The 22,369-nt window shown below is 65.6% G+C and carries 22 protein-coding genes; 10 read left to right on the top strand and 12 right to left on the bottom strand.

The annotated features are described in order from the left end of the window. Window positions 1–24 precede the first annotated feature (24 nt). Window positions 25–732, top strand: a complete 708-nt coding sequence (locus AC1ROT_RS12640) for a hypothetical protein (protein ID WP_492999391.1) — start codon at window positions 25–27, stop codon at window positions 730–732. A gap of 36 nt (window positions 733–768) precedes the next feature. Here the strand turns inward: AC1ROT_RS12640 and AC1ROT_RS12645 are convergent, their stop codons facing one another. Together AC1ROT_RS12645 and fabF are read right to left on the bottom strand one after the other, a co-directional pair. Then, the gene (locus AC1ROT_RS12645) at window positions 769–2,595 is read right to left on the bottom strand and encodes a PAS domain-containing sensor histidine kinase (protein WP_492999393.1); all 1,827 of its coding nucleotides are present in this window, start codon (window positions 2,593–2,595) and stop codon (window positions 769–771) included. 121 nt (window positions 2,596–2,716) lie between these two features. After that, window positions 2,717–3,979 (bottom strand): beta-ketoacyl-ACP synthase II, encoded by a 1,263-nt coding sequence (fabF, locus tag AC1ROT_RS12650; RefSeq protein WP_492973421.1) that lies wholly within the window; start codon window positions 3,977–3,979, stop codon window positions 2,717–2,719. Window positions 3,980–4,077: 98 nt separating this feature from the next. Between fabF and AC1ROT_RS12655 the strand changes: the two genes are divergently transcribed. Together AC1ROT_RS12655 and AC1ROT_RS12660 are read left to right on the top strand one after the other, a co-directional pair. Then, window positions 4,078–4,542 carry a MarR family winged helix-turn-helix transcriptional regulator gene (locus AC1ROT_RS12655; protein WP_492999394.1) on the top strand — a complete coding sequence of 155 codons (465 nt, stop codon included), beginning with the start codon at window positions 4,078–4,080 and terminating at the stop codon, window positions 4,540–4,542. A 10-nt stretch (window positions 4,543–4,552) separates the two neighbouring features. Beyond that, window positions 4,553–4,996, top strand: coding sequence for a DUF3237 domain-containing protein (locus AC1ROT_RS12660; protein WP_492999395.1), 444 nt, complete (start codon window positions 4,553–4,555; stop codon window positions 4,994–4,996). Between the two features lie 12 nt (window positions 4,997–5,008). Here AC1ROT_RS12660 and AC1ROT_RS12665 read toward each other — a convergent pair whose 3' ends face one another. The 3 genes from AC1ROT_RS12665 to rnhB all read right to left on the bottom strand — a co-directional run bounded on the left by AC1ROT_RS12665 (window position 5,009) and on the right by rnhB (window position 8,180). Continuing rightward, window positions 5,009–6,061, bottom strand: coding sequence for a PAS domain-containing protein (locus tag AC1ROT_RS12665; protein ID WP_492999397.1), 1,053 nt, complete (start codon window positions 6,059–6,061; stop codon window positions 5,009–5,011). A 172-nt stretch (window positions 6,062–6,233) separates the two neighbouring features. Continuing rightward, window positions 6,234–7,262: a site-specific DNA-methyltransferase gene (locus AC1ROT_RS12670; protein ID WP_493001159.1), complete on the bottom strand. Its 1,029-nt coding sequence runs from the start codon at window positions 7,260–7,262 to the stop codon at window positions 6,234–6,236. 276 nt (window positions 7,263–7,538) lie between these two features. Then, a complete protein-coding gene (gene rnhB / locus AC1ROT_RS12675) occupies window positions 7,539–8,180 on the bottom strand; it encodes a ribonuclease HII (RefSeq protein WP_492999398.1) in 642 nt (213 codons plus the stop codon). Window positions 8,181–8,307: 127 nt separating this feature from the next. Between rnhB and AC1ROT_RS12680 the strand changes: the two genes are divergently transcribed. Both AC1ROT_RS12680 and AC1ROT_RS12685 read left to right on the top strand, forming a co-directional pair. Beyond that, window positions 8,308–9,135 carry a crotonase/enoyl-CoA hydratase family protein gene (locus tag AC1ROT_RS12680; RefSeq protein WP_492999400.1) on the top strand — a complete coding sequence of 276 codons (828 nt, stop codon included), beginning with the start codon at window positions 8,308–8,310 and terminating at the stop codon, window positions 9,133–9,135. 22 nt (window positions 9,136–9,157) lie between these two features. Then, window positions 9,158–10,615 (top strand): M48 family metalloprotease, encoded by a 1,458-nt coding sequence (locus AC1ROT_RS12685; RefSeq protein ID WP_492999401.1) that lies wholly within the window; start codon window positions 9,158–9,160, stop codon window positions 10,613–10,615. A 4-nt stretch (window positions 10,616–10,619) separates the two neighbouring features. Here the strand turns inward: AC1ROT_RS12685 and AC1ROT_RS12690 are convergent, their stop codons facing one another. From AC1ROT_RS12690 to AC1ROT_RS12720, 7 genes are all read right to left on the bottom strand, one after another. Continuing rightward, on the bottom strand, window positions 10,620–11,498 hold the full coding sequence (locus tag AC1ROT_RS12690) for an RNA polymerase factor sigma-32 (protein ID WP_492973414.1): 879 nt from the start codon (window positions 11,496–11,498) through the stop codon (window positions 10,620–10,622). A 74-nt stretch (window positions 11,499–11,572) separates the two neighbouring features. Beyond that, window positions 11,573–12,178, bottom strand: coding sequence for a PAS domain-containing protein (locus AC1ROT_RS12695; RefSeq protein WP_492999403.1), 606 nt, complete (start codon window positions 12,176–12,178; stop codon window positions 11,573–11,575). Window positions 12,179–12,237: 59 nt separating this feature from the next. Beyond that, window positions 12,238–13,014: a hypothetical protein gene (locus AC1ROT_RS12700; protein WP_492999405.1), complete on the bottom strand. Its 777-nt coding sequence runs from the start codon at window positions 13,012–13,014 to the stop codon at window positions 12,238–12,240. Window positions 13,015–13,276: 262 nt separating this feature from the next. After that, window positions 13,277–13,795, bottom strand: coding sequence for a CarD family transcriptional regulator (locus AC1ROT_RS12705; RefSeq protein ID WP_492973650.1), 519 nt, complete (start codon window positions 13,793–13,795; stop codon window positions 13,277–13,279). Window positions 13,796–14,684: 889 nt separating this feature from the next. Continuing rightward, window positions 14,685–15,026 carry a ferredoxin FdxA gene (gene fdxA, locus AC1ROT_RS12710; RefSeq protein ID WP_492973411.1) on the bottom strand — a complete coding sequence of 114 codons (342 nt, stop codon included), beginning with the start codon at window positions 15,024–15,026 and terminating at the stop codon, window positions 14,685–14,687. A 137-nt stretch (window positions 15,027–15,163) separates the two neighbouring features. Beyond that, the gene (locus AC1ROT_RS12715; protein ID WP_492999407.1) at window positions 15,164–15,442 is read right to left on the bottom strand and encodes an RNA-binding S4 domain-containing protein; all 279 of its coding nucleotides are present in this window, start codon (window positions 15,440–15,442) and stop codon (window positions 15,164–15,166) included. A 42-nt stretch (window positions 15,443–15,484) separates the two neighbouring features. Further along, window positions 15,485–16,606, bottom strand: a complete 1,122-nt coding sequence (locus AC1ROT_RS12720; RefSeq protein ID WP_492999409.1) for a carboxylate-amine ligase — start codon at window positions 16,604–16,606, stop codon at window positions 15,485–15,487. A 174-nt stretch (window positions 16,607–16,780) separates the two neighbouring features. Here AC1ROT_RS12720 and AC1ROT_RS12725 point away from each other — a divergent pair, with 174 nt between their 5' ends. The 5 genes from AC1ROT_RS12725 (at window position 16,781) to AC1ROT_RS12745 (ending at window position 22,287) form a co-directional block, all read left to right on the top strand. Then, on the top strand, window positions 16,781–19,096 hold the full coding sequence (locus tag AC1ROT_RS12725) for a fused MFS/spermidine synthase (RefSeq protein WP_492999411.1): 2,316 nt from the start codon (window positions 16,781–16,783) through the stop codon (window positions 19,094–19,096). Window positions 19,097–19,195: 99 nt separating this feature from the next. Further along, window positions 19,196–19,936: an SDR family NAD(P)-dependent oxidoreductase gene (locus tag AC1ROT_RS12730; RefSeq protein ID WP_492973407.1), complete on the top strand. Its 741-nt coding sequence runs from the start codon at window positions 19,196–19,198 to the stop codon at window positions 19,934–19,936. A gap of 110 nt (window positions 19,937–20,046) precedes the next feature. Continuing rightward, window positions 20,047–21,345 carry a bifunctional phosphopantothenoylcysteine decarboxylase/phosphopantothenate--cysteine ligase CoaBC gene (gene coaBC, locus AC1ROT_RS12735; protein WP_492973406.1) on the top strand — a complete coding sequence of 433 codons (1,299 nt, stop codon included), beginning with the start codon at window positions 20,047–20,049 and terminating at the stop codon, window positions 21,343–21,345. After that, window positions 21,345–21,830, top strand: a complete 486-nt coding sequence (dut, locus tag AC1ROT_RS12740; RefSeq protein ID WP_492999413.1) for a dUTP diphosphatase — start codon at window positions 21,345–21,347, stop codon at window positions 21,828–21,830. Before coaBC ends, dut begins: the two co-directional genes overlap by 1 nt. Window positions 21,831–21,834: 4 nt before the next feature. Then, complete coding sequence (locus AC1ROT_RS12745; protein ID WP_492973404.1) at window positions 21,835–22,287, top strand: RrF2 family transcriptional regulator; 453 nt, start codon at window positions 21,835–21,837, stop codon at window positions 22,285–22,287. Window positions 22,288–22,369 lie beyond the last annotated feature (82 nt).

Genomic DNA, 22,369 nt, shown 5'->3' on the forward strand with positions numbered 1-22,369 from the left:
GGCACCCCTTTGCTTGAGGCCAGAATGGTCAGCGATATTGCCGGTAACGGCACCCCGAAATTCCTGCTGGCGACAGCCCAGACCCAGGCCGTGGCCAGGACGGGCCAGACGAAAAGCCAGGCCGGGCAGACTCTCGATGAGGTGCTGACCAGCCTCAAGGGCAGCAGCGGTGCGCTCGCGGCCAGTCTGGCGCGCAGCAAGCTCGATCAGGCCCGTGTGCGTCTGGCCGGTCTGCAACTCGCGGCCGGTTCGGCCGCCGCCATGGGCGACGGACGCCTGGCGCGCAGCGTCGCCCGCGATATCCGCGATGCCGCCCGCGAGATCAGCCGCACGCTTTCCGGCGCCGGGGCCAGCGGCACAGGGTCCGTCCAACCGCCCAAACCCCAGGCCCTGACGCTCAATGCCCCGCCGGTGACCGATCCGCAGAAGCCGCTGACGGCGGCGCAGTCGGCCGCCGCGCAGATCAAGGCCTCGCTGGGCCTCGGCCCGGCCGTCAGCACCGGCGCGATCAGCAATGAAGACCTGGCTACGCTGAAGAGCGATGCGGCCGAGATCAACGGTGCGCTCAAGAAGGTGATGAAGCGCCTGCTGCTCACCGGCATGAACCCGTTCCTGGAAGCGCAGGATCGCGGCGAGATGCAGAAGATGTTCGGCGATGCCAACCGCGAGATCGCCAACCTGCAGAATGCCGCGGCGCCGACAGCCGGCATGAAGGTCAATTTCAAGGCCTGACCTGTCAACGCGATTCTGTTTCAGCCCAATTGTGTTTCAGACCGGCCCGGCCATGGGCAGGCGCAGATGCAGTGACGTGCTGCCATCGGGAAGGCTTTCGCTGCGCAGATTGCCGCGATGGCGGCGCACCAGCTCCTTCATCAGCGCCAGATGCAGACCGAGATCCCCGGCATGATAGGCAATGCGGGATTCGAAGCCGTGCAGAAGACTGGTGTCCTCGGTGATGTTGGGTAGTGCGGCCCGGCTGGTCAGCGTCAGCCGCAGCATGGTGTCCTCGGGCTCCATGCCGAGCTGCAGGCTGTTGCCCGGCGGCGACAGGCGTATGGCTTCGACAAGCAGTGTCGCTACGATCTGATGGATGCGCCGGGTATCGCCCTGGATGCGATGTCCGGTAACGCGTGTTTCCAGACGGCACCCGGCCTTCTGCAGGGCAGGCTGCGCATCGGACACGACCGCGTCAATCAGAGCCGGCATGTCGATGGTTTCGGACTTGAGCTCGAGCTGGCCGGATTCGATCTGCGCGATATCCAGCAGATCGTCGATCAGCACCAGCAGCTCGCGGCTGCTCCTCAGAATAAGCCCGGCATATTCCTCTGCCTTGTGCGTGATGGTGCCGCCGGTCCGCGGCAGGGTCAGCATTTCGGCGAAGCCGATCACGGCGTTCAGCGGGGTTCGCAATTCATGGCTCAGGTTGCCCAGGAAATTGGTCTTCGCCAGGCTGGCGCGTTCGGCTTCCGCTTTTGCCGTTATCAGCGCGTTTTCGTATCGGCGCTGTTGCGTCACGTCGCACAGGGTGCCCGCCATCCTCACAACTTTGCCGGACTCGTCCTGAACCGTTTCCATGATGGCGAGAAGGGTGCGTGTTTCGCCTTCCGCCGGCACGACACGGAACTCGAATGTGTTTTGCGAAGAAGCGGGATATATGCCGGCCAGGCTTTGCGCCATCCGGTCGCGGTCTTCCGGATGGATTTGTGCCAGGAAAGCCTCGATGCTGGGCGCGAGGGCATCGGGGGACAGTCCGATGACCCGGTAGAACTGGTCGGACCAGAACAGCTTGCCGCTGACCGGGTCCCAGTCCCAGTTGCCGATATTGCCAATGCGCTGGGCGTTCTGCAGGGAGTCCAGCGTGCGGCGGTAATTCTCTTCTGCCACGTCGCGGGCGGCTTCCGCCATCGCACGGGCCTTGTCCACTTCTTTCAGAAGTTCTGCATTGCGCAACTGCAGGATCGCCGCCCGCTGCTCCCTGTCATTCGCGTTGTGGGTCCAGACCGAGGTGAAAAGCACAAAGACAGCGCCGCAAAAAGCAATGGTGAGCGATGCTGCACTGCCTTCCATCAGGCAACGCAGCAGGGGCGGCACGATGGTCATGGTCAGGAAGGCGTAATAGGACGGCAGATGCGTATGGCGGGTCAGCACGCTCAGGGTCATCAGTCCGCAGAATGCAAAGGCCAGGGTAATCTGCGTCTCGAAGGCGTCCGGCACATAGGCGAACCAGCCGAGCAACCCCCAGCTGGCGCCGGTGATTGTCGAAGCCAGCGCAAAGCGGCTGGTCCAGCGGTCGGGTTGCGCAAAGGGATTGGGCCGGGCGGCGAAATCGCGCCGCAGATGGTCGAACCACAGCGTGCCGGAAAAATTCAGGGCAAAGGCGGCGGCCATTTCCCAGACATGCAGGCTGTCCCAGAAGGCCGCAAACATCCCGGCCATGAACACGAAAGACATGTAGCGCGTCGGGCGGCTGGTGCGGAAAAGCCGCTGCGCCATAACGGACGCAACCAGCGCGCGCTCGGCCGGCTTCGGGGTAACGTCTGTTTCGTCGATCAGCCGTTTGAATTCAGCTGCAGACGTAACTTCTGATTCCGACATATGACTCCAGCCTCGCAACGGCGGCGCGCCGCGAGATTAGAGGGATGACCGGCAAATAACAGTATCTGTTGCGGATTTTGGCCAATTTTTATGGCGATGGCGCGATTTTCTACCTGGGTCGTCAGCGTCCGACAACCAGAGCGGCATTGACGCCGCCGAAACCGAAGGCATTCGACATCGCATAGGCAATATCTTTTGCCTTGGCTTTCAGCGGCACCAGATCAATGCCGGCAAAGGCCGCATCCGCCGTCTCCAGGTTGCGCGTCGGCGGCAGCAGGCCGTGACGCACCGCCAGCAGGGCATAGATCGCTTCCACCGCGCCGGCGGCGCCGAGCAGATGGCCGATGGCCGATTTGGTCGAGGACATCGACAGGCCGTTCAGCGCGCCAGCGAACACCGTCTTCACCGCGCTGATCTCGGCGGCATCGCCCACCGGCGTCGCCGTGGCATGGGCATTGATATAGCCGATCTGCGCAGGCTCCAGTCCGGCCTGTGTCAGAGCGATCTGCATGGCGCGGCGCGCGCCGGCGCCGTCATCGGGCGGCGCGGTGATGTGATGCGCATCGGCCGAAGTGCCGTAACCGAGCACACGGCCGAGAATGGTGGCGCCGCGGGCGCGGGCATGGTCTTCGCTTTCCAGCACCAGGATGCCGGCGCCTTCACCCATGACGAAGCCGTCGCGATCGGCATCGAAGGGCCGCGAGGCCTTTTCCGGTTCATCGTTATGGGCCGTGGCCAGCGCACGGGCCGCCGCAAAGCCGGCAAAGCTGACGCGGTCGATGCAGGCTTCCGCGCCGCCGGCGACCATCACATCGGCATCGCCGGCACGGATCAGCCGCGCGGCATCGCCGATCGCCTGGGCTCCGGCCGCACAGGCCGTGACCGGGCAGCCGAGCGGACCCTGCAGGCCGAAGCGGATCGAAACCTGGCCGGCCGCCAGGTTGCCGAGGAAGGAGGGGATGACGAAGGGCGACAGTTTGCGCGGCCCGGCGCGCTCCACCGTCCGCGTGGCTTCGGCAATGGCCGGAAAGCCGCCGATGCCGGTGGCGATGATGCAGCCGGCGCGGCTGCGCGCCGCGTCATCGGCCGGCCTCCAGCCGGATTGCGTCACGGCCTCATGGGCGGCGGCCAGGGCGAAATGGATAAAGCGATCCATCTTGCGACGGTCTTTTGCCGGCGCGGCGGTTTCAGGATCGAAGCCGCCCGCCGGATCGTCGGCGATATCGGGCACGATACCGGCGACTTTCGCCGGCAGATCGCCGGTTTCAAAGGCGGTGATGCGACGCAAACCGGACTGCCCGGCGGTCAGGCGCGCCCAGTTGGTCTCCACCCCGGCCCCCAGCGGCGTAACCAGCCCCATCCCGGTAATCACCACCTGTGTCATGGCCTTCTCCTAAAAACTGTATATACATATAATGTAAGTACAGGTAATAACCCGACCGGCGGTTTGCAAGAGGCGGCCGGCAGGGGTATTGAAAAGGCATGAGCCGCAAGCGCAGCGACACGCCCGAGGCCGCCTTCCGCCAGTTGCTGGAGGAGGGCTGCACCGTGCTGCGCCTGCATGCGGCGACGCGCCGGGGCTTGCAGGTTTATGGCCAGCACCTGGCCGGCCTTGACCTGACCATGCCGCAATTCGCCACGCTGGCGCTTCTCTATCGCGATGGCAGTCATGCGGTGGGCACGCTGGCTGCCGAACTGGATGCCGATGCCACCACGCTGACGCGCAACCTGCGCCTGATGGAACAGCGCGGCCTGATCACCCAGCGGCCTGCCGCCGATGACCGGCGGCGGCGCGAGATTCGCCTGACGCCCGAAGGCCGCCGCCTGTTCCAGAAGGCGTTGCCGGTCTGGCAGCAGGCGCAGGCGGCGCTGACCGAGAAGATCGGCAAGGCGCAGGCCGCAGATCTGCACCGCCGGCTCGACGATATCCTGCCGCGCATGAAATGAGGGGACAGCGATGCTGACGCCGGTTTTCGATCTGGAAGTGCATGTCGCAACGCCGCAGAGCATCGGCCGCGACGCCGCGGGCGAAAAGCGCTGCGTGCCGATCACCGGCGGCAAGGTCAGCGGGAAAATTTCCGGCCTTGTGCTGGCCGGCGGTGCGGACTGGCAGGTGCTGCGCCCCGATGGCCTCGCCGATCTGGATGCGCGCTACATGCTGAAACTGGCGAGCGGCGCACAGGTCGAGGTCTGGAGCCGCGGCCTGCGCATCGGCCCGGCCGACGTCATGGCGAAACTGGCACGCGGCGAACCCGTCGATCCATCGGCCTATTACATGCGTACGGCGATGCGCTTCGAGACCGCGGCGCCCGATCTGCAATGGCTGGTGCAAAAACTACACATCGGCATCGGCGAGCGCCGTCCCGATGCCGTCCTGCTCAAGGTCTGCGCCGTCGACTGAATGGGGCGTCGATCAGGCCTGTGCGCCAGCCGCTTCCGGCTCGCTGCGCAGGATGCCGCGGATGCGCTGCACCTCGCCATCGTCCTTCAGCACCGCTTCGCCGATCGCCTGCAGCCAGGCCTCGCTGCCGGCCAGGCGGAAGCGCACCTCGGCCGAGGCCGTGCCATGGCGCAGGCGCTGGTAGTGGTTGCGCACCGCCTCGCGGTCATCGGGATGCACGCGGTCGACCCAGGCGGCCAGGGCGGCCGGACAGGATTGCGGTGCCAGCCCCAGCAGCCGGTAGGTCTCGTCCGACCAGACCACTTGACCGGTTTCGGCCTCCCAGGCCCAGAAACCCTCGCGGGTCAGGCGCTGCATCGCCTCGAAATCGGCAGCCATGCAGCGATACCGGCTTTCCATGTCGCTGTAGCTGGTCTGCACAGAGGCGCGCGCGCGATCCAGTTCGGTGATCAGTTCGGCATGGCGCAGCCGCAGCGCCATGCTGATGCGCTCACGCTTGCTGTTGATCTGCGCGCAGAAGCACATCGCAGTCAGCAGGATGACACCGAAAAACGCCATGATCACCGTGCTTGGCTCGCCGAACAGGAAGCCGCGGGCAAAGAACGGCGCCGACATGGCGATCATGAAGGCGTAGAAGGACGGCAGATGCACCGCGCGGGTGTTCAGCGTGGCGGTGGCGAGGCCGGACCAGGCGACGGAGAGCGCGGCCTGCAAGGCGAAGTCGCCCGGCGGATAGGCGAACCAGGCCAGCAGGCCCCAGGTCAGGCCGGTGAAGCTGCAGCCGATAGCAAAGCGCAGACCCCAGTCGGTCTTGTTGTTGAAGGAGTCGCGACTGGCGGCGAAGGCATCGCGCAGGCGGTCCATGTAGAAAGTGGTGCCGAGATACAGCGCGGTCAGGCCGGTGATATGCCACCAGCTCAGATAGTCCTTGTAGATGACGAAGGCGCCGAACAGCAGCGGGATCGGCGTGTAGCGCGTGGCCCAGCTGTTCTGGTACAGCCGCTCGATCAGCATGGCTTCGACGCCGGGGTCCTGGCTTTCCAGCAGGGACTCGTCGTCTTCCATCAGCCGCTGCAGCAAAGCAGCGTGAACTGTTTCCTGATCCGCCACCCTAGACCCCATCCGCGCAAGCTGAAGCGCGCAGGCGGCACGGTATCACCCGCTCAAGCGGGCTCGCCAGCACCGTGGCCGGAATGTGGATCGATTATTGTGGAAAACGACGAGGGTTGGCCGAAAGTCACACAAGCTCTGCGCGCAGCTTCTGGCGCAGCACATCAATCGGTACGAGTTTGCCTTCGACCTGCATATGCCAGAAAACCCAACCATTGCACGCAGTGGCACCCATCACATGAGCGCCCATCTTGTGGATCGAACCGCTGGCATTGCCGGTGGCGAGGCTGCCATCGGCGCGGACCTTGGCGGAAAACCGCCGCGAAGGATCGACCAGTACGGTGCCGGGTTCCAGCAGGCCGCGTTCCACCACCCAACCAAACGGGATGCGCGGCTCGTCTTTTTTCGAACGCGTGACTTCCACATCTTCGGCGGCCGCCGGCTGCACCGTGGCGATGCGGCGCTCGGCCGCCTTGGCATAGGTGGTTTCGCGCTCGATACCAATGAAATGCCGGCCGAGCCGCTTGGCCACGGCGCCGGTGGTGCCCGAGCCGAAGAAGGGATCGAGGATCACGTCGCCCGGCTTGGTGGAGGCGACCAGCACGCGATGCAGCAGCGCTTCCGGCTTCTGCGTCGGATGGGTCTTGCTGCCATTCTCGCCGCGCAGGCGCTCGCCGCCCGAGCAGATTGGGATCAGCCAGTCCGAGCGCATCTGCAGGTCTTCGTTCAGCGCCTTCATGGCGTCGTAGTTGAAGGTATAGCCGCGCGCATTCTGGTCCTTCGAGCACCAGATCATCGTCTCATGCGCATTGGTGAAACGCTTGCCGCGGAAATTCGGCATCGGGTTGGTCTTGCGCCACACCACGTCGTTGAGCATCCAGAAGCCCAGGTCCTGGAGCTGCGCGCCGAGGCGGAAGATGTTGTGGTAGCTGCCGATCACCCAGATGGTGCCGTTCGGCTTCAGCAGGCGCTGGGCGGCCTGCAGCCAGGCTTTCGAGAATTTGTCGTATTCGGCAAAGGAGGCGAACTTGTCCCAGTCGTCGTCGACGGCATCGACCACGCTGTCATTCGGCCGGCGCAGCTCGCCGGTGAGCTGCAGGTTATAGGGCGGGTCGGCGAAGATGCAGTCGATCGATTCCGCCGGCAGGGCGTTCATCTGCGCCACGCATTCGCCGAGCAGGATCTTGTCCAGCGGCAGGTCGGGATGCGGCAGGGCCCGGGCCAGTTCGGCCTTCGGCGCCCGGGCCAGCAGCGGCTTGGCCCGGCTCACGGTTGCGGTGCGGCCGGCATCCGGGTTGGCCCCGACGAGACTGAGATGGCCCTTGCGCAGCCCCGGCTTGTTGCGGGACTTGCTGGTCGGGTCGTTGAACGTCGGCGCCATGTGCGGATCATCCCCAAGAAAGACCCGCAAGTCATTAGATTCTTTAGGTGTTTAATTGGTTAATACTAAATCTAGAGTCAGTTGGTCCCTTACAGGCGCAAAACCTAGTCTGTGGTGTTTTGTGACACCGGCGATTTTCAGTCCGGCTTGGTGCGCAGGGGTGCCGTAGCCCATATTGCGGTCCCAGCCATAGTGCGGATAGCGCCGGTGCAGCTTGGCCATGGCGCGGTCGCGCGTCACCTTGGCGATGATCGAGGCGGCGGCGATCGAAACGCTCAGGGCATCGCCGCCCACCACCGCGGTGGCGGGACAGACGAGTTGCTTCGGACAGTGATTGCCATCGATCAGGGCGTGATGCGGAACGATGCGCAAAGCCGCGACAGCGCGGCACATGGCCAGCATGGTGGCGTGAAAGATATTCAGCCGGCCGATTTCCGCCACGGATGCCGCGCCGATGCCGATATGCGCCTGGCCCGCGCGGGCATGCTCCATCAGCCGCTCGAACAGCAGATCGCGCTTTTCGATGCTCAGCTTCTTGGAATCGTCCAGGCCTCTGGGACGGCGGCGGCGGTCCAGGATCACGGCGGCGGCCACCACGGGTCCGGCCAAAGGGCCGCGGCCGGCTTCGTCGACGCCGCAGATCAGTCCGCCATCGGGACCGGCAACCTTCAGCTCAAACGTGAAATCCGGCACGGCCGCCCCTCGAAACTGCCCAGCTTCTGCCATGAAGCGGCAGTATAGAATGCACCGGCCCGGCCGTCTTGCCCCCATCCTGCCGCCTGTGAAAAACTCGGGACAACCGCGCTGAGGAAGCCCAGACATGAGTGCCCAGACGAGTATGCCGCCCGCCGCGCCCGCCCCGGCTGATCCCGATGGCGAGATTCTGACCCGCCGCGACGGCGACATTTTCCTGATCGGCCTGAACCGGCCGGCCAAGATGAACGGCTTCACGCCGAAGATGCTGAAAGAGCTGGCGGCGGCCTACACCGCTTTCGAGCGCGATGCCGATGCGCGCGTCGCCGTGCTCTATGCCGAAGGCCCGCATTTCACCGCCGGGCTCGATCTGCCCAAGGTGGCGCCGCTGATGGGCGAGAAGAACCTGCTGGTCGAACCGGGCCAGATCGATCCCTGCAACAACATCGCGCCCTTCCGCACCAAGCCGGTGGTGGCTGCTGTTCAGGGCATCACCTATACAATCGGCATCGAGCTGATGCTGGCCGCCGATCTGGTGGTGGCCGCCAGCGACTGCCGTTTCAGCCAGCTGGAAGTGAAGCGTGGTATCATGGCCACCGGCGGCGCCACCATCCGCATGGTCGAACGTGCCGGCTGGGGCAATGCCATGCGCTATCTGCTGACCGGCGATGAATTCGATGTGGCGACGGTGCTGCGTCTGGGCTTCGTGCAGGAAGTGACCGAGCCGGGCGGCCAGCTGGTCGAAGCGATCAAAGTAGCGGAACGCATCGCCGCCCAGGCGCCGCTCGCGGTGTCGGCTACGTTGCGCAATGCGCGCCTGGCGGTGGAAGACGGCCCGGCGGCGGCCGTGGCCGATTTCAGCCCGACGCAACGCAACCTGATGGCCAGCGCGGACGTTAAAGAAGGGGTTGCCAGTTTTGTCGAACGCCGTGCTGCGCGCTTTGTCGGCCGCTGAAGAGTGTCAGGGAATCAGAATCATGCGCCATTCCATCTTCGCTCTCGCCACCACCTTGGCACTGCTGGCCGCAACGCCGGCGCCGGCACAAATCTTCATGTCACCCGACGAAGCCCGGAAGGTGGGCAAGGAAGAGCATCCGAAAATCCTCAAGGAATTCGGCGGCGTTTATGAGGATCCCAATATCGGCGCCTACGTCGCCGGCATTGCCGGGCGCATCGCCGGCCAGTCGGGCCAGCCGGCCAGCAGCTTCACCTTCACTGTGCTGAACTCGCCGGTCGTCAACGCCTTTGCGTTGCCCGGTGGCTATGTCTACATCACACGCGGCACCTTGGCGCTGGCCAACAGCGAGGCGGAAGCGGCTGGCGTGCTCGGCCATGAAATCGGCCATGTGATCGCCCAGCATTCGGAAAAACGTTACGACAAGTCGATCTTCACCAATCTCGGCGTTGCCGGCGCCTCGATCCTCGGTTCGCTGTTTCTGGGTTCCGGCGCGGGCGACCTGATCGGTCAGGTCGGTCAGGTCGGTGGTGGCGCCTATCTCGCCAGCTTCAGTCGCGAGAACGAGCTGGAGGCCGATACGCTGGGCGTCAAGATGCTGGCGCGCGTCGGTTATGCGCCTGATGCCCAGGCGGCCTTCCTGCAGTCGCTCAGCAACTACAGCGACCTGGAAAGCAAGAAGGCCGGCGCTGCCGGCAAGGATCGCATGAATGATCTCTTCGCCACGCATCCGGGCGGGCCGCAGCGCGTGAAAGAGGCGATGGCGGCGGCGAAGGAATATCCCAACAGCCCGGTCTATCGCCGTGACGAATATCTGGAGCGCATCGACGGCATGATCTACGGCGACGACCCGAAGGAAGGCGTGGTGCGCGGCACCAACTTCACCCATCCTGATCTTCGGGTCAGCTTCTCTGCCCCCGATGGCTGGCGCATCGTCAACACCAGTAATGCCGTGGTGGCTAAAGGTGCGGGTGGCCAGATGCAGTTCGATATCGAGGGCGACAAGCAGAAAGCGCAAGCCGGTCGCAATCCGCTCGATTATCTCACCCGGGTCTGGGTGCCCAATCTGCGTCTGAGCAATGCCGAAGCCATCAAGGTGAACGGCATGCCGGCCGCCACCGGTTCGACGCGGATCCAGCAGAAAAGCGGCGGCTCTGCCGATGCCCGCTTCGTGGCTGTCTCATTCCCCACCGGCAATATTATGCGCTTCGTGATTCTTGCGCCCGCTGGCGGACTTGGGAAAATCGAGCAGACCGTGATCCGCAGCGTCAACACAACGAAGTACTTGAGCGATGACGAGGTCAAGGCGACCAAGCCGGTGCGTGTGAAGGTCGTGAAGGTGGGCAGCGGCGATACGGTTGAGACCTACGCCAGGACCGCGCCGCTTGGCCAGTATGCGGCGGAAGAGCTGCGGCTGCTGAATGCCCTGCAGCCCGGCGAACAGCCCAAGCCGGGCGAGCGCTTCAAGACAGTGGAGTGACGCCCTAGCGCAGTTCTGCCTGCAGGCCGGGTGTATCGCTCAGGCGTCGGCGCAGCCGCGTCAGCGCCTGATGCTCCAGTTGGCGCACGCGTTCTTTTGAAATACCCATATGCACGCCGATGCGTTCCAGCGTGATGGCCTGGTCGGTGAAAAAGCGCGCCTGCAGGATGCGGCGCTCGCGCTCGGGCAGCGCCGCCAGCGCCTCGCCGAGCCAGCGTCGCTTCAAGGCGCTGTCATGCTGCGTCATCGACACGGTTTCCGGGTCCGGGCGTTCGTCGGGCAGCAGATCCTGCCAACTGCTCTCGCCATCCTCGCCGATCACGGCATTCAGCGAGCGGTCGCCGGCCGCCAGCCGGCTTTCCATATGCAGCACATCGCTCTCGTTCACATTGAGCTGCCGCGCCAGTTGCGTGCGGCCCTCGGCGGTCAGCGTCTCACTGCCGCCGCGCTCGATGCGGGCGCGCAGGCGGCGCAGGTTGAAGAACAGCGACTTATGCGCCGCGGTCGTGCCGGTGCGCACGATCGACCAGTTGCGCAGCACGAAATCCTGGATCGCGGCGCGGATCCACCAGGCCGCATAGGTCGAGAAGCGCACCTCGCGGCCCGGCTCGAAACGCGCGGCCGCCTGCATCAGGCCCAGATTGCCTTCCTGGATCAGGTCGCTCACCGGCAGGCCGTAATGGCGGAAACGCACCGCGGTGGCGATCACCATGCGCATATGCGGGGCGACCAGCCGGTGCATGGCGGTCTGGTCCTGGTGCTCGCGCCAGCGCCGGGCCAGGGCAACCTCCTCGTCCGGGCCCAGCAGCGGCAGGCGCATGGCGCGCCGGACAAAGGCGCGGTCGGAAGCCTCGGGGGTGGCGGCGGTGCGGTCGGGCGTCATGGCAGCCTCGCAGGTCTGCCTTATCTACGCAGGGCCGGGGCCGGCGGATCACGCCGGGGCTGGGAAAGACCGGATCAGGGCGCCGGATTGACGGCCGGTCGCACCGGCGGGCGCCAGGGGCCGGCGATATTGCAGGCGAGAAAGCGGCAGACGGCGCCGTCAGGGCCGGCCAGCGGCAGGGCGACGCGCTGCCAGGATTCCACCGCCACATGCGGCGGCGGGAAATGCTGCGTATAGAGCGGCAGGCGCCGCAGCCAGGCCGCGCGATAGAGGGCGCGGAAGAACACCGAGACATAATTGCCGCCGTCGATCTCGGAAATCAGCCGGCCGGTCATGTCGCGGCCATAGGTCTCGGCCACCTTGGTGCCATAGACGCGGAAGCGGCCATCCCAGCCCTCATCCAGCACGTCGATCAGCACCACATGGCCCAGGGCCGGCTTCAGTTCGAAGGGCGACACGGCGCTGGCCAGCGGGATACCCCGGGCGTCTTTCTGCATCTGCTCCCAATAGTCGATTATAAAGCGCATAGGCGCGCTTTCGGTAACCGCTGTGGTTGGGGACCAGATCAGATGTTCCAGGCGCGCCCCATGGGCGTCGAAATAGGCTTTGAGATCGGGTTGCCGGTCGGCAAGCATCAGATCGACCAGCTGCTCCATGGCGGGCAGGGACATGGCCGGCATGGTAGCGACGCGCTGCTCCGGCGCAACCGTCAGCAGGTTAAACCGGCGTGAAGAAAAGTTCAGATGGCGAAACTCTCGACGATGGCGCCATCCAGCGAGAAGCAGGCGACATTGAGCGGACCGCCGAAGCCGGCGCCGCCGTCGAGACAGCAGGTGAAAGCGTCCAGATGGGCGCCTTCGCCGCGCGGATTGCCGCCGCTGACCACGCGGCGGAACCCGGCATAGGGCTGGCTTAAGCCGCGAAAGACCGGCGAGCCCCACCACAGGTGATCGGACTGCGCCGACAGCGGCACGGCGGGATCGATACCGGCATGCACGAACAGCAGCTCGCCGCCCTGGGTATAGGCGGCGCGGCGGAAACTGCTGAACAGCTCGTCATGGCCCGGATGCCGGCGGATCGCGGCGCGTAAGGAGTTGGTCCAGCGGCTGATGCCCAGCGCGCCTTCGCGCAGGATGCCGGGCACCTGTTTGGGATCGACGCCATAGCCGCGCAGCACCGGCTCCAGGCCGTGGCGCAGCATCCAGCCGAACACTTCGCCCGGGCCGGGCGCGAACTGGATCTGCAACAGTTTGCGCCACATCTCTTCCTGCGCGCCGCGTAAATACGCGATGTCTTCGGGGATGGCGCCGGGCATGCAGAGGAAGTCGCGGCGGAAGCTCAGCAGCTCGTCCATGGTTTCGACCACGGCGGCGCCATGGCCGATCATGTTGCCCAGATAGACCAGGCGGTCGCCGGGCAGCAGGCGGGCGGCCAGCTCGTCATGGGCCTCGCGCAGGCGGGCGGCTTCGGCATGGATGGCGGCCACGGCCCAGACGCGATGCGCCTGGCCCAGCACGGAGAAGACTTCGGCCGCCGGGGCTGCGGCAGACGGGGCTGTGGCAGGCGGGGTTGCGGCAGGCGCAAGGGGGGCTGCCGGAGCAGCAACCGGGGCGGTGGGAGCAGTCAGATGCGGCGCGGACAAGTCGATAACGAATCGGCCAATGAAAAACGGGTCCGGCAACCGAGGCTACCGGACCCGTCCGCTAAAGCGAAGTCAAAACATCAACACAGAGGCGAAAAGCGGTGTGACCTTTTCGCGCCTCGGTCAGAGGGCGGCGTCAGGCCACCTTCAGAATCTTTTCCAGCTTCTTCACGGCCGAATCCTCGTCGATCCGTTCGACGGCGGCCAGTTCGCGGATCAGACGGTCCATGGCGGATTCATAGATCTGCCGCTCGGAGTAGCTCTGGTCGGGCTGGCCGGCATTGCGGTGCAGGTCGCGCACCACTTCGGCGATCGAGACCGGGTCGCCGGAATTGATCTTGGCCTCGTATTCCTGGGCGCGGCGGCTCCACATGGCGCGCTTGACGCGGGCGCGACCCTTCAGGGTGTCCAGCGCGGTGCGCATCTTCTGTGGCGAGCTGAGCTTGCGGATGCCAACGGAGTTCACCTTCGAAAGCGGCACACGCACGGTCATCTTGTCGCGTTCGAATTCCACCACCATCAAATCCAGCTCGAAGCCGGCAATCATCTGGCGCTCGATACGCAAAATCTTGCCAACGCCATGGGTCGGATAGACCACATGATCGCCGGCGGCGAAATCGACCTTCACCTTGGTCGGAACAGGTTTCAGTTGCATCATCTTGTTGGGCTGCGGCGGCTGCTTCGGCTCGGCGCTGGCCGGACGCACCGGCTGCGGCAGCGGGCGGGTCGGCGCGGCCGATACCGCCAGCACGCGGACGGGGCCGGTGGGCTTGACGGGGGCAGGCGCTGCGGCAGCGGCAGCCTTGCCGCCCTTGGCCGTTGCAGCCTTGCCGGGCGCAGCAGCGGGGGCGGCCTTGGCGGCCGGCTTGGTCTCGGGTTTCTTCGGCGCCGGAGCGGGCGCAGCTTTCGCGGCCGGCTTGGCCGGGGCGACGGATTTCGGTGCAGCCGCCTTGGGGGCGGGCTTCGCGGCAGCCTTCGGCACGGGCTTGGGCGCCGGCTTGGCGGCGGCCTTCACCGGCGGCTTGGGCGCAACCTTGGCCTTGGCGGCGGGCTTGGCCGGGGCCTTGGCCGACTGCTTGGTCGCCGGCTTCTTGGTGCTGGCCGCACGGGCCGGCGCCGGTTTGGCGGCCTTTGCAGGCACCGCCTTGGCGGGGGCCTTGCTCTTTTTCACTGGGGCTTTCGTCACTGAACCACCCTCGCTCGATCTCGTCCAACAATCCAAACCCGCGTCAGGCGCCAACCGAATAGAATGCCATCCAGGCCCGCGAGGACCCTGCAAAGAGATGGCATTGGTCGAAACCCATCACGCGAACGCAACTCAAAGCTGCAGGATGTCACTCACACCCTAGGAATCCATGCAGTCCGGAAGCCGTCCGTCCGTCCACCTATGTTCGGCGGGCGTGGTTATTGTTCGGTTACGATAATACCACAGGTTAAGGGCTAATGACAGCGAAGATGCGGCCCCATGATGGGTCTCGGCTGTCGGCAGATGCGGAAAAACCGGGCTTTTCCGCGATGCAGCGCGGATCGGAGTCCGGCCCGGATTATTTATTGCCGCTGCCCGGGTTCGGGTCGAAATGCTCTTTGAACTTGTTCTCGACGCCCTTCCAGGCATCGGCATCGGCCGGGGCATCGCCCTTGCGCGTGATGTTGGGCCACTTGGCGGCATAGTCCCGGTTCATCTCGACCCACTGCTCGGCCCGGTTGTCGGTGTCGGGCAGGATCGCCTCAGCCGGGCATTCCGGCTCGCAGACGCCGCAGTCGATGCATTCGTCCGGATTGATCACCAGCATGTTCTCGCCGACATAGAAGCAGTCGACGGGGCAAACCTCGACGCAATCCATGTACTTGCACTTGATACAACTCTCGGTCACGACGTAGGTCATCGGCGAAACCCTGGGATCGAAAAGGCTGGTTGGTGGCGTCTGGGCCGCTGATATGGGGCAGCGGCGGCCCGTCGGGTAGCACAGGGGCCAATCCGGGTCAATTATTCGTATACTAACAGTTCCCCGTCAACCGGGCTTTACGGGATCAGCTCATAGGTCGCCTGGGCTTCCGGTGCCGGGCCGCGCCGCTCGGGCAGCTGCCGCACCTTCAGCACTTTGACTGCGGCCGGCAAAGGCAGGGTGATGATGTCGTTCACCCGCACCAGCGCATGGGGCTTGTCGACCGGACGGCCGTTGATGCGGATGCGGCCCTTGCCCGCCAGCTTCTGCGCGATCGCGCGGGTCTTGCAGAACCGGGTCAGCCACAGCCATTTGTCGAGACGCAGGGCGCCAACGGGATCGGAATCGTCGCTCATGGCCCGTCATTATAATGCGGCCGGCGTCAGGCGACAGCCATGTCAGGTGACCGTCGTCTCCACCAGCCAGCCGATCACGCGACGCAGCGCCGCCACCCGGCTGGCGCCCTCGGCCCGCGCGCGGCGATACAGCGCCATCTGCTCGGCCGCCGAGGTGCCGCGCGTCAGGATGGTGCGCGCATGCTGCACTTCCGCCGTGCAGCCGAGCGCCTCGGCATCCTCGGCCACCAGCGCCAGCAGCGCCTCGATCACCTCGGGAAACGGCACCAGGCGCTTCTGTTCGAAATCGATCTGGCCTTCGGTGGTGCCATAGCGCTGGGCGCGCCAGCGGTTCTCCTCGATCAGCACGCGGGTATGATTGCGCCATACGCTGTTGATGTCCTTGCGACGGCGCAGCGCACGCACCAGGCAGCGATACAGCGCGGCGATGCACAGCGTGTCTTCCACATGGGTGCAGGAATCGCCGATGCGCAGCTCCAGCGTCGGGAAACGCACGGAGGGCCGGATCGTCCACCAGACATGGCTGGCATCCTCGATCACGCCGGCCTGCACCATGGTGCCGATCAGCGTGTCGTAATCCTCCAGGCTGGCGAAAAAATCCGGCATGCCGGTGCGCGGCAGCTCGTCATAGGCCGCCAGGCGATAGCCCATCAGGCCGGTGGCATGCTTGCGCCAGAACGGCGATGACGTGCTGAGCGCCAGCAGGATCGGCAGGAAAGGCAGCACGCGGTTCATCACGTCGATGCGCTCATGCGGGTCGGTCACTTCCACATGGATATGCATGCCGCACATCATGTTGCGCATGGCGAGGAATTTCAGGTCGTCGGCCAGCTTGTGATAGCGCGGTTTGTCGGTCGGCGTCTGCTCGTTCCATTCCGCCAGCGGATGCGTGCCGGCGGCAAAGAATTCCAGGCCGAACTCGCGCGTCGTCTGCTTCAGGGCGGCGCGATAGCCGCGCAGATGCTGGCGCGCCTCGTCCAGCGAATGGCAGACCGGCGTCACCACTTCGATCTGCGACTGCAGCAGTTCCGGCGTCACCTGGTCGCCCAGCAGGCTGCGGGCGCGCCGGATCAGCGCCTTCGGCATGCGCGAGACGGCATTCTTGCTCTCGGCATGGGCCAGGAAATACTCTTCTTCGATACCGATGGTGTAGGCGGAATTCATACAAGCTCCCTGACGCGCCGCTGATCCGGCGACGGGCCGGGGCGGGCTGGTAAAACGGTGGAGCGACGAAAAAAATCCCGCCGCACCGCCACAAATGGCCGACTGCATACATTTCTGCTGGCGTGCGGGCAGGGCGGCCCTGTACAAAATCGGATAGCAGTGGGGGAACCAAAAATGGTGCAGGCAGGCGTTGGCGCATCCGCGCGCCCGGTGGCGTTTCTGACGCGGGTGTCCTTTCTGGCGTTATGTGTCGCCTTCTTCCTGTCCGGCTTTGCGGCGCTGATCGACCAGATCGTCTGGCAGCGCATGCTCGGGCTTTTTGCGGGCTCGGATGCTGTCACCGCAGCACTGGTGGTCGGCGCCTTCCTGCTCGGTCTCGGGCTCGGCAGCCTGGCCTCGGGTGCGGTGACCGACCGCTTCAGCATGCGCGCCGCGCTGATCGGCTTCGTGCTCTGCGAGATCGGCATCGGCGTGTTTGCGCTCGGCAGCCGCGCCTTCCTCTATGATTTCGTTGTGCAGGTGATCGGTCCAATGGTGCCCAGCCGCTGGGGCATCTTTGCGGTCTGCTTCGCCGGCATCCTGATCCCCACCATGCTGATGGGCGCCTCGCTGCCGCTGCTGGCCAAGGCGGCGATCCATTCGCTGGCCGATGCTGCGCCGCGCATCGGCTGGCTCTACGGCCTCAACACGCTGGGCGCCGGCCTTGGCGCGCTGCTCGGCGGCTGGTGGCTGATCGGCACGCTGGGCTACGAGAATTCCCTGCGTGTCGCCGCCCTCTTCAATCTTGTCGCCGCCGCCATCGGCCTGCTGCTGTGGCGCGGCGATGCGACCGCGGCCCCGCAGCAGGCGCCGGTGGAAGCGCCGCAGCCCGCTGCCGCCGCCGGCAGTTTCGGCTTCGCCACCTGGGCGGTGCTGGTGTTCGTCTCGGGCTTTGCCATCGTTGCGCTGGAAATCCTCTGGGTCCGCGTCGCCGGCGTGATCGCGCAATACACCGCCTATAGCTTCGCCACCATTCTCGGCAGTTTCCTGCTCGCCGATGGCCTCGGCATGGTGATCGGCGCGGTCTGGCTCAAAAAACTGCGCGACACGCGCGCGGCTTTCTTCGCCGTGCAGGCCTTTGCCACGCTCTATGCCCTGGCCTCGATCTGGGGCGTCTACTGGCTGGCCGGCGCCGGCTGGTGGGAAGGTCTGCTGGCGGCCGAGACCACGCGCCATTACGGCACGCCGCTGCTGATGGCGCTGGGCGTCACCGTGCTGCTGGTGGCGCCGCCGTCACTACTGCTCGGCATCTCCTTCCCGCTGGCGCAGCAGGCGGTGCAGACCGACCTGAGCCGTCTCGGCTGGCGCGTCGCCGCTGTCCAGGTGGCGAATATCCTTGGCAACGCGGCCGGCAGTCTGGCCACCGGCCTTGCCGCCCTGCACTGGCTCGGCACCGCCGGCAGCCTGAAACTGGTGGCGCTGCTCGCGGTCGCGCTGCTGCTGTACTGGAGCTATGCGGCCTGGCGTGAAAACCAGTCGCGCGCCTGGCGCGGCGCGGCGGCGCTCGCGGCGGTGCTGGCGGCGGTGATCGCCGCCTTCCCCGGCAATGCGCAATTCTGGGCGCGCCTGCATCAGGCCGCCGCGCATCACGACATCCTGGTGGCGGAAGACCGCTCAGGGTTGGCGCTGTTTCGTCTCAGCGACGATGGCAGCGCCAGTCCGTTTTTCATCCAGGGCTTCACCCAGTCGAAATGGCCCTTCCTGATCGAGCATGCCTTCCTCGGCGCGGTCGGGCCGCTGCTGCATCCCGCACCCGAAGATGTGCTGGTGATCGGCTCGGGCAGCGGCGGCACGCCGTTTGCGGCCGGCGTCAATCCGGCGACCCAGCGCGTGCGCGTGGTGGAACTGGTCGGACCGGTCTTCGAGGTGCTGCGGGCCTTCGCCGCGCGCGAACCGGATTCCGCCATTGCCGGGCTGCTCAGGGATCCGCGCTATGAATTCGTGGTCGGCGACGGCCGCCGCGCCATCTTCGCCGCCGACCGCCGCTACGATGTGATCCAGGCCGATGCGATCCTGCCCGAGTCCTCCCATAGCGGCCTGCTCTATTCGCAGGAATTCATGCAGCTGGTGCTGGCCGCGCTGGATGACGACGGCATCTATGTGCAATGGGGACCGACAGCGCGCAGCGTCGCCACCTTCAGCGCCGTCTTCCCGCATGTGACGATGCTGCAGCCCTTCCCGGTGCTGATCGGATCGCGCCATCCGGTGCAGCTCGATCACGGCCGGCTGGCGCGGCTGTTCGCGCTGCCGGCGACGCAGCGCCATTTCGCCGCCGCCGGCATCGACACGGCGTCGGCCGACCGCCTGTTCCGCGATGCCATCCTGCACAGTCCGGCCCAGCCGGGCGGCAGCGCCACCCTGCTGAATGCCGACCTGTTTCCGCGTGATGAATATTACATCAACAACCGCCTGGGCGCGGCCACGGTAACGGCGCCGAAACCGGGAATCTGAACCACCTGTCGGCAGGCACAGGAATCAAGCGGGGAATTCGTGTGAGACGGGGACAGCGCCGCTGGCGCCGCCCATATCGTTGCGATAGGTTCTCACCCCATGTCGGATCGTCAACGCACTCTCATCCTCACCGGCGCCAGCCGCGGCATCGGCCATGCCACCGTGAAGCGCTTCTCGGCTGCCGGCTGGCGGGTCTTCACCGTGTCGCGGCATCCCTTCTCGGAACATTGCCCCTGGGAGGGCGGCGCCGAGAGCCATGTGCAGATGGATCTGAACGACATCGAAAAACTGCCGGCGATGATCGCCGATCTCAAGACCCGGCTGCCCGATGGCAAGCTCGATGCGCTGGTCAACAATGCTGCGATCTCGCCCAAGGGTCCGGGCGGCTCGCGGCTCGGCGTGCTCGATACCGACCTGAAGACGCTGATGCATGTCTACAACGTCAATCTCTTCTCGGTGGCGCTGCTGGGCCAGGGCCTGTTCCACGAGCTGAAGGCGGCCCAGGGCTCGATCGTCAATGTCACCTCGATTGCGGGCAGCCGCGTGCATCCCTTCGCCGGCATGGCCTATGCCACTTCGAAGGCCGCGCTGGCGGCGCTGACCCGCGAAATGGCCAGCGAGTTCGGTCCGCATAACGTGCGGGTCAACGCCATCGCGCCCGGCGAGATCGATACCGCGATCCTCTCGCCCGGCACCGACGAGATCGTGCGGCGCGACATTCCCATGCATCGCCTGGGCAAGCCGGAAGAGGTGGCCTCGACCATCTATTTCCTCTGCACCCAGACCTCGTCCTACGTGAATGGCGCCGAAATCCACATCAACGGCGGCCAGCACGTTTAAAAGTCCCCTCAGGACTTGTGCTTTCCGGGTCCGGGGATTACCTTTAAGCACATATCAGCCACGTAATATGGCCGATTCCGAATGGTTTTTATCAGAAAACCGAGGAAACTGTGCTCAAGGGCAAGCGTATTCTGCTGGTGATTTCGGGCGGCATTGCCGCCTATAAGGCGCTGGACCTGATCCGGCGCCTGCGGGAGCGTGGCGCCTCCGTCCGCTGCGCCATGACCAGGTCGGCCGCGCAGTTCGTCACCCCCTTAAGTGTCTCCTCGCTCAGCGGCGAAAAGGTTTCCGACGATCTCTTCTCGCTGACCGACGAAGCCGAGATGGGCCATATCGAACTGTCGCGCGACGCGGATCTTGTCGTGGTCGCGCCGGCCACCGCTAATATCCTCGCCCGCATGGCTGCCGGTCTGGCCGATGACATGGCCACCACTTTGCTGCTCGCCACCGACAAGCCGGTGCTGGTGGCGCCGGCGATGAATGTGCGCATGTGGTATCACCCGGCCACCCAGCGCAATGTCGCACAGCTGAAAGCCGACGGCGTCGCTTTCATCGGGCCCAATGATGGCGAGATGGCCTGTGGCGAATTCGGACCGGGGCGCATGGCCGAGCCGTTGGAGATCGTCGCCGCCATCGAGGCGCAGTTCGGCAAGCCGCTGCCCAAACATCTGCTGCTGGTGCAGCCGCCTGCCAGCACCGTGCAGCCGCTGCAGCAGGACCTGAAAGGCCGCAAGGCGATTGTCACCTCGGGTCCCACACATGAAGCCATCGATCCGGTGCGCTACATCGCCAACCGCTCCTCGGGCAAGCAGGGCCATGCGATTGCCGCGGCACTGGCGGCGCGCGGCGCCGATGTGACCCTGGTGACGGGGCCGGTGACCCTGCCCGATCCGCCGGGCGTGAAGACCGTGCATGTGGAAGCGGCCCGCGACATGTTCTCCGCCTGCTTCCTCGACCTTCCTGTTGATATCGCCGTCTTTGCTGCCGCCGTGGCCGACTGGCGCGTGGCGGTGGAAGCGCCGCAGAAAATGAAAAAGAGCGGCGACCTGCCGCCGGTGCTCAAACTCGCCGAGAACCCCGATATCCTGCGCGCCATCAGCACCACGGATAAAAAGCGCCGTCCGGCGCTGGTGGTCGGTTTCGCCGCCGAGACCGAAACCGTGGTCGCCCATGCGCAGAAGAAGCTGGCGGCGAAAGGCTGCGACTGGATTCTCGCCAACGATGTGTCGGAAGCCACCGGCACCTTCGGCGGCGACAGCAACACCGTGCATCTGGTGACCGCCAGTGCCGTCGAGGACTGGCCGCGCCTGACCAAGGCCGAGGTCGCCGCCCGGCTCGCCGCCCGGATTGCCCAGCATTTTGCCGGCCCGGAAAAATCCAAAGCCGTACCGCTCAAGAAAGGTTCGTGATGACGCGTCCTGTTCCCTTGCATGTGCCGATCAGGCAGTTGCCGCATGCCGAAGGCCTGCCACTGCCGGCCTATGCCACCGAAGATGCCGCCGGCCTCGATCTGCTGGCGGCCATCGCCGAGCCGGTGGTGCTGCAGCCTGGCGAGCGCAGGCTGGTGCCGACGGGCTTGAGCATCGCGGTGCCGCCGGGTTTTGAAGCCCAGGTGCGGCCGCGCTCGGGCCTGGCGCTCAAGCAGGGCGTCACCGTGCTCAATTCGCCCGGCACCATCGATGCCGATTATCGCGGCGAGGTCGGCATCATCCTGATCAATCACGGCAGCACACCGTTCACCATCAATCGCGGCGAGCGCATCGCGCAGATGGTGATCGCCGCCTACAGCCGGGCCGAATGGGTGCCGGTGGCGGAACTGCCCGAGACCCAGCGCGGCGCCGGCGGCTTCGGTTCGACCGGCGTGGCAACGCCCAAAACAGCAGCAGGAGACTGAACGCATGTTGAAGTGTACGCGGCGCACCATGCATGCGCTGGAAGCGGTGGTCGATATCGCCTTCCATGCGCGTCCCGAGCCGGTGCAGTCCAAGGATATCGCCGCGCGGCAGAATGTGCCGCAGCGCTATCTCGAACAGGTGATGCAGCATCTGGTGCGCAATGGCGTGCTCAAGGGTGTGCGCGGTCCGCGCGGCGGCTATACGCTGGCGCGCGAACGGCGCCGCATCACGGTGGGCGAGGTGGTGCGTATCGTGTCCGAGCTGGATGCCGAGGGCGAGGAGGATTTCTCCGCCGGGTCCGAGCTGGGCAAGCGCACGGTGCAGCCGATCTGGGAGGAATGCCAGGCTATCGTGCTGGCCCGGATCGACACCATCACGCTGGAAGACCTGTGCAGCCGGGCCGAGACCAGCGGCTTTGCCGCGGCGCTGGAAGGCGCCGACAATTTCGCCATCTGACCCTTGCTCGTCATTCCCGCCCAGGGAAATCTTCTTGGCGGGAATCCCATTTTCTTTTCATGCGGGAAAATGGGGTGCCGGG

Source organism: Ferrovibrio sp. GW821-FHT12E11 (genome assembly GCF_058806975.1).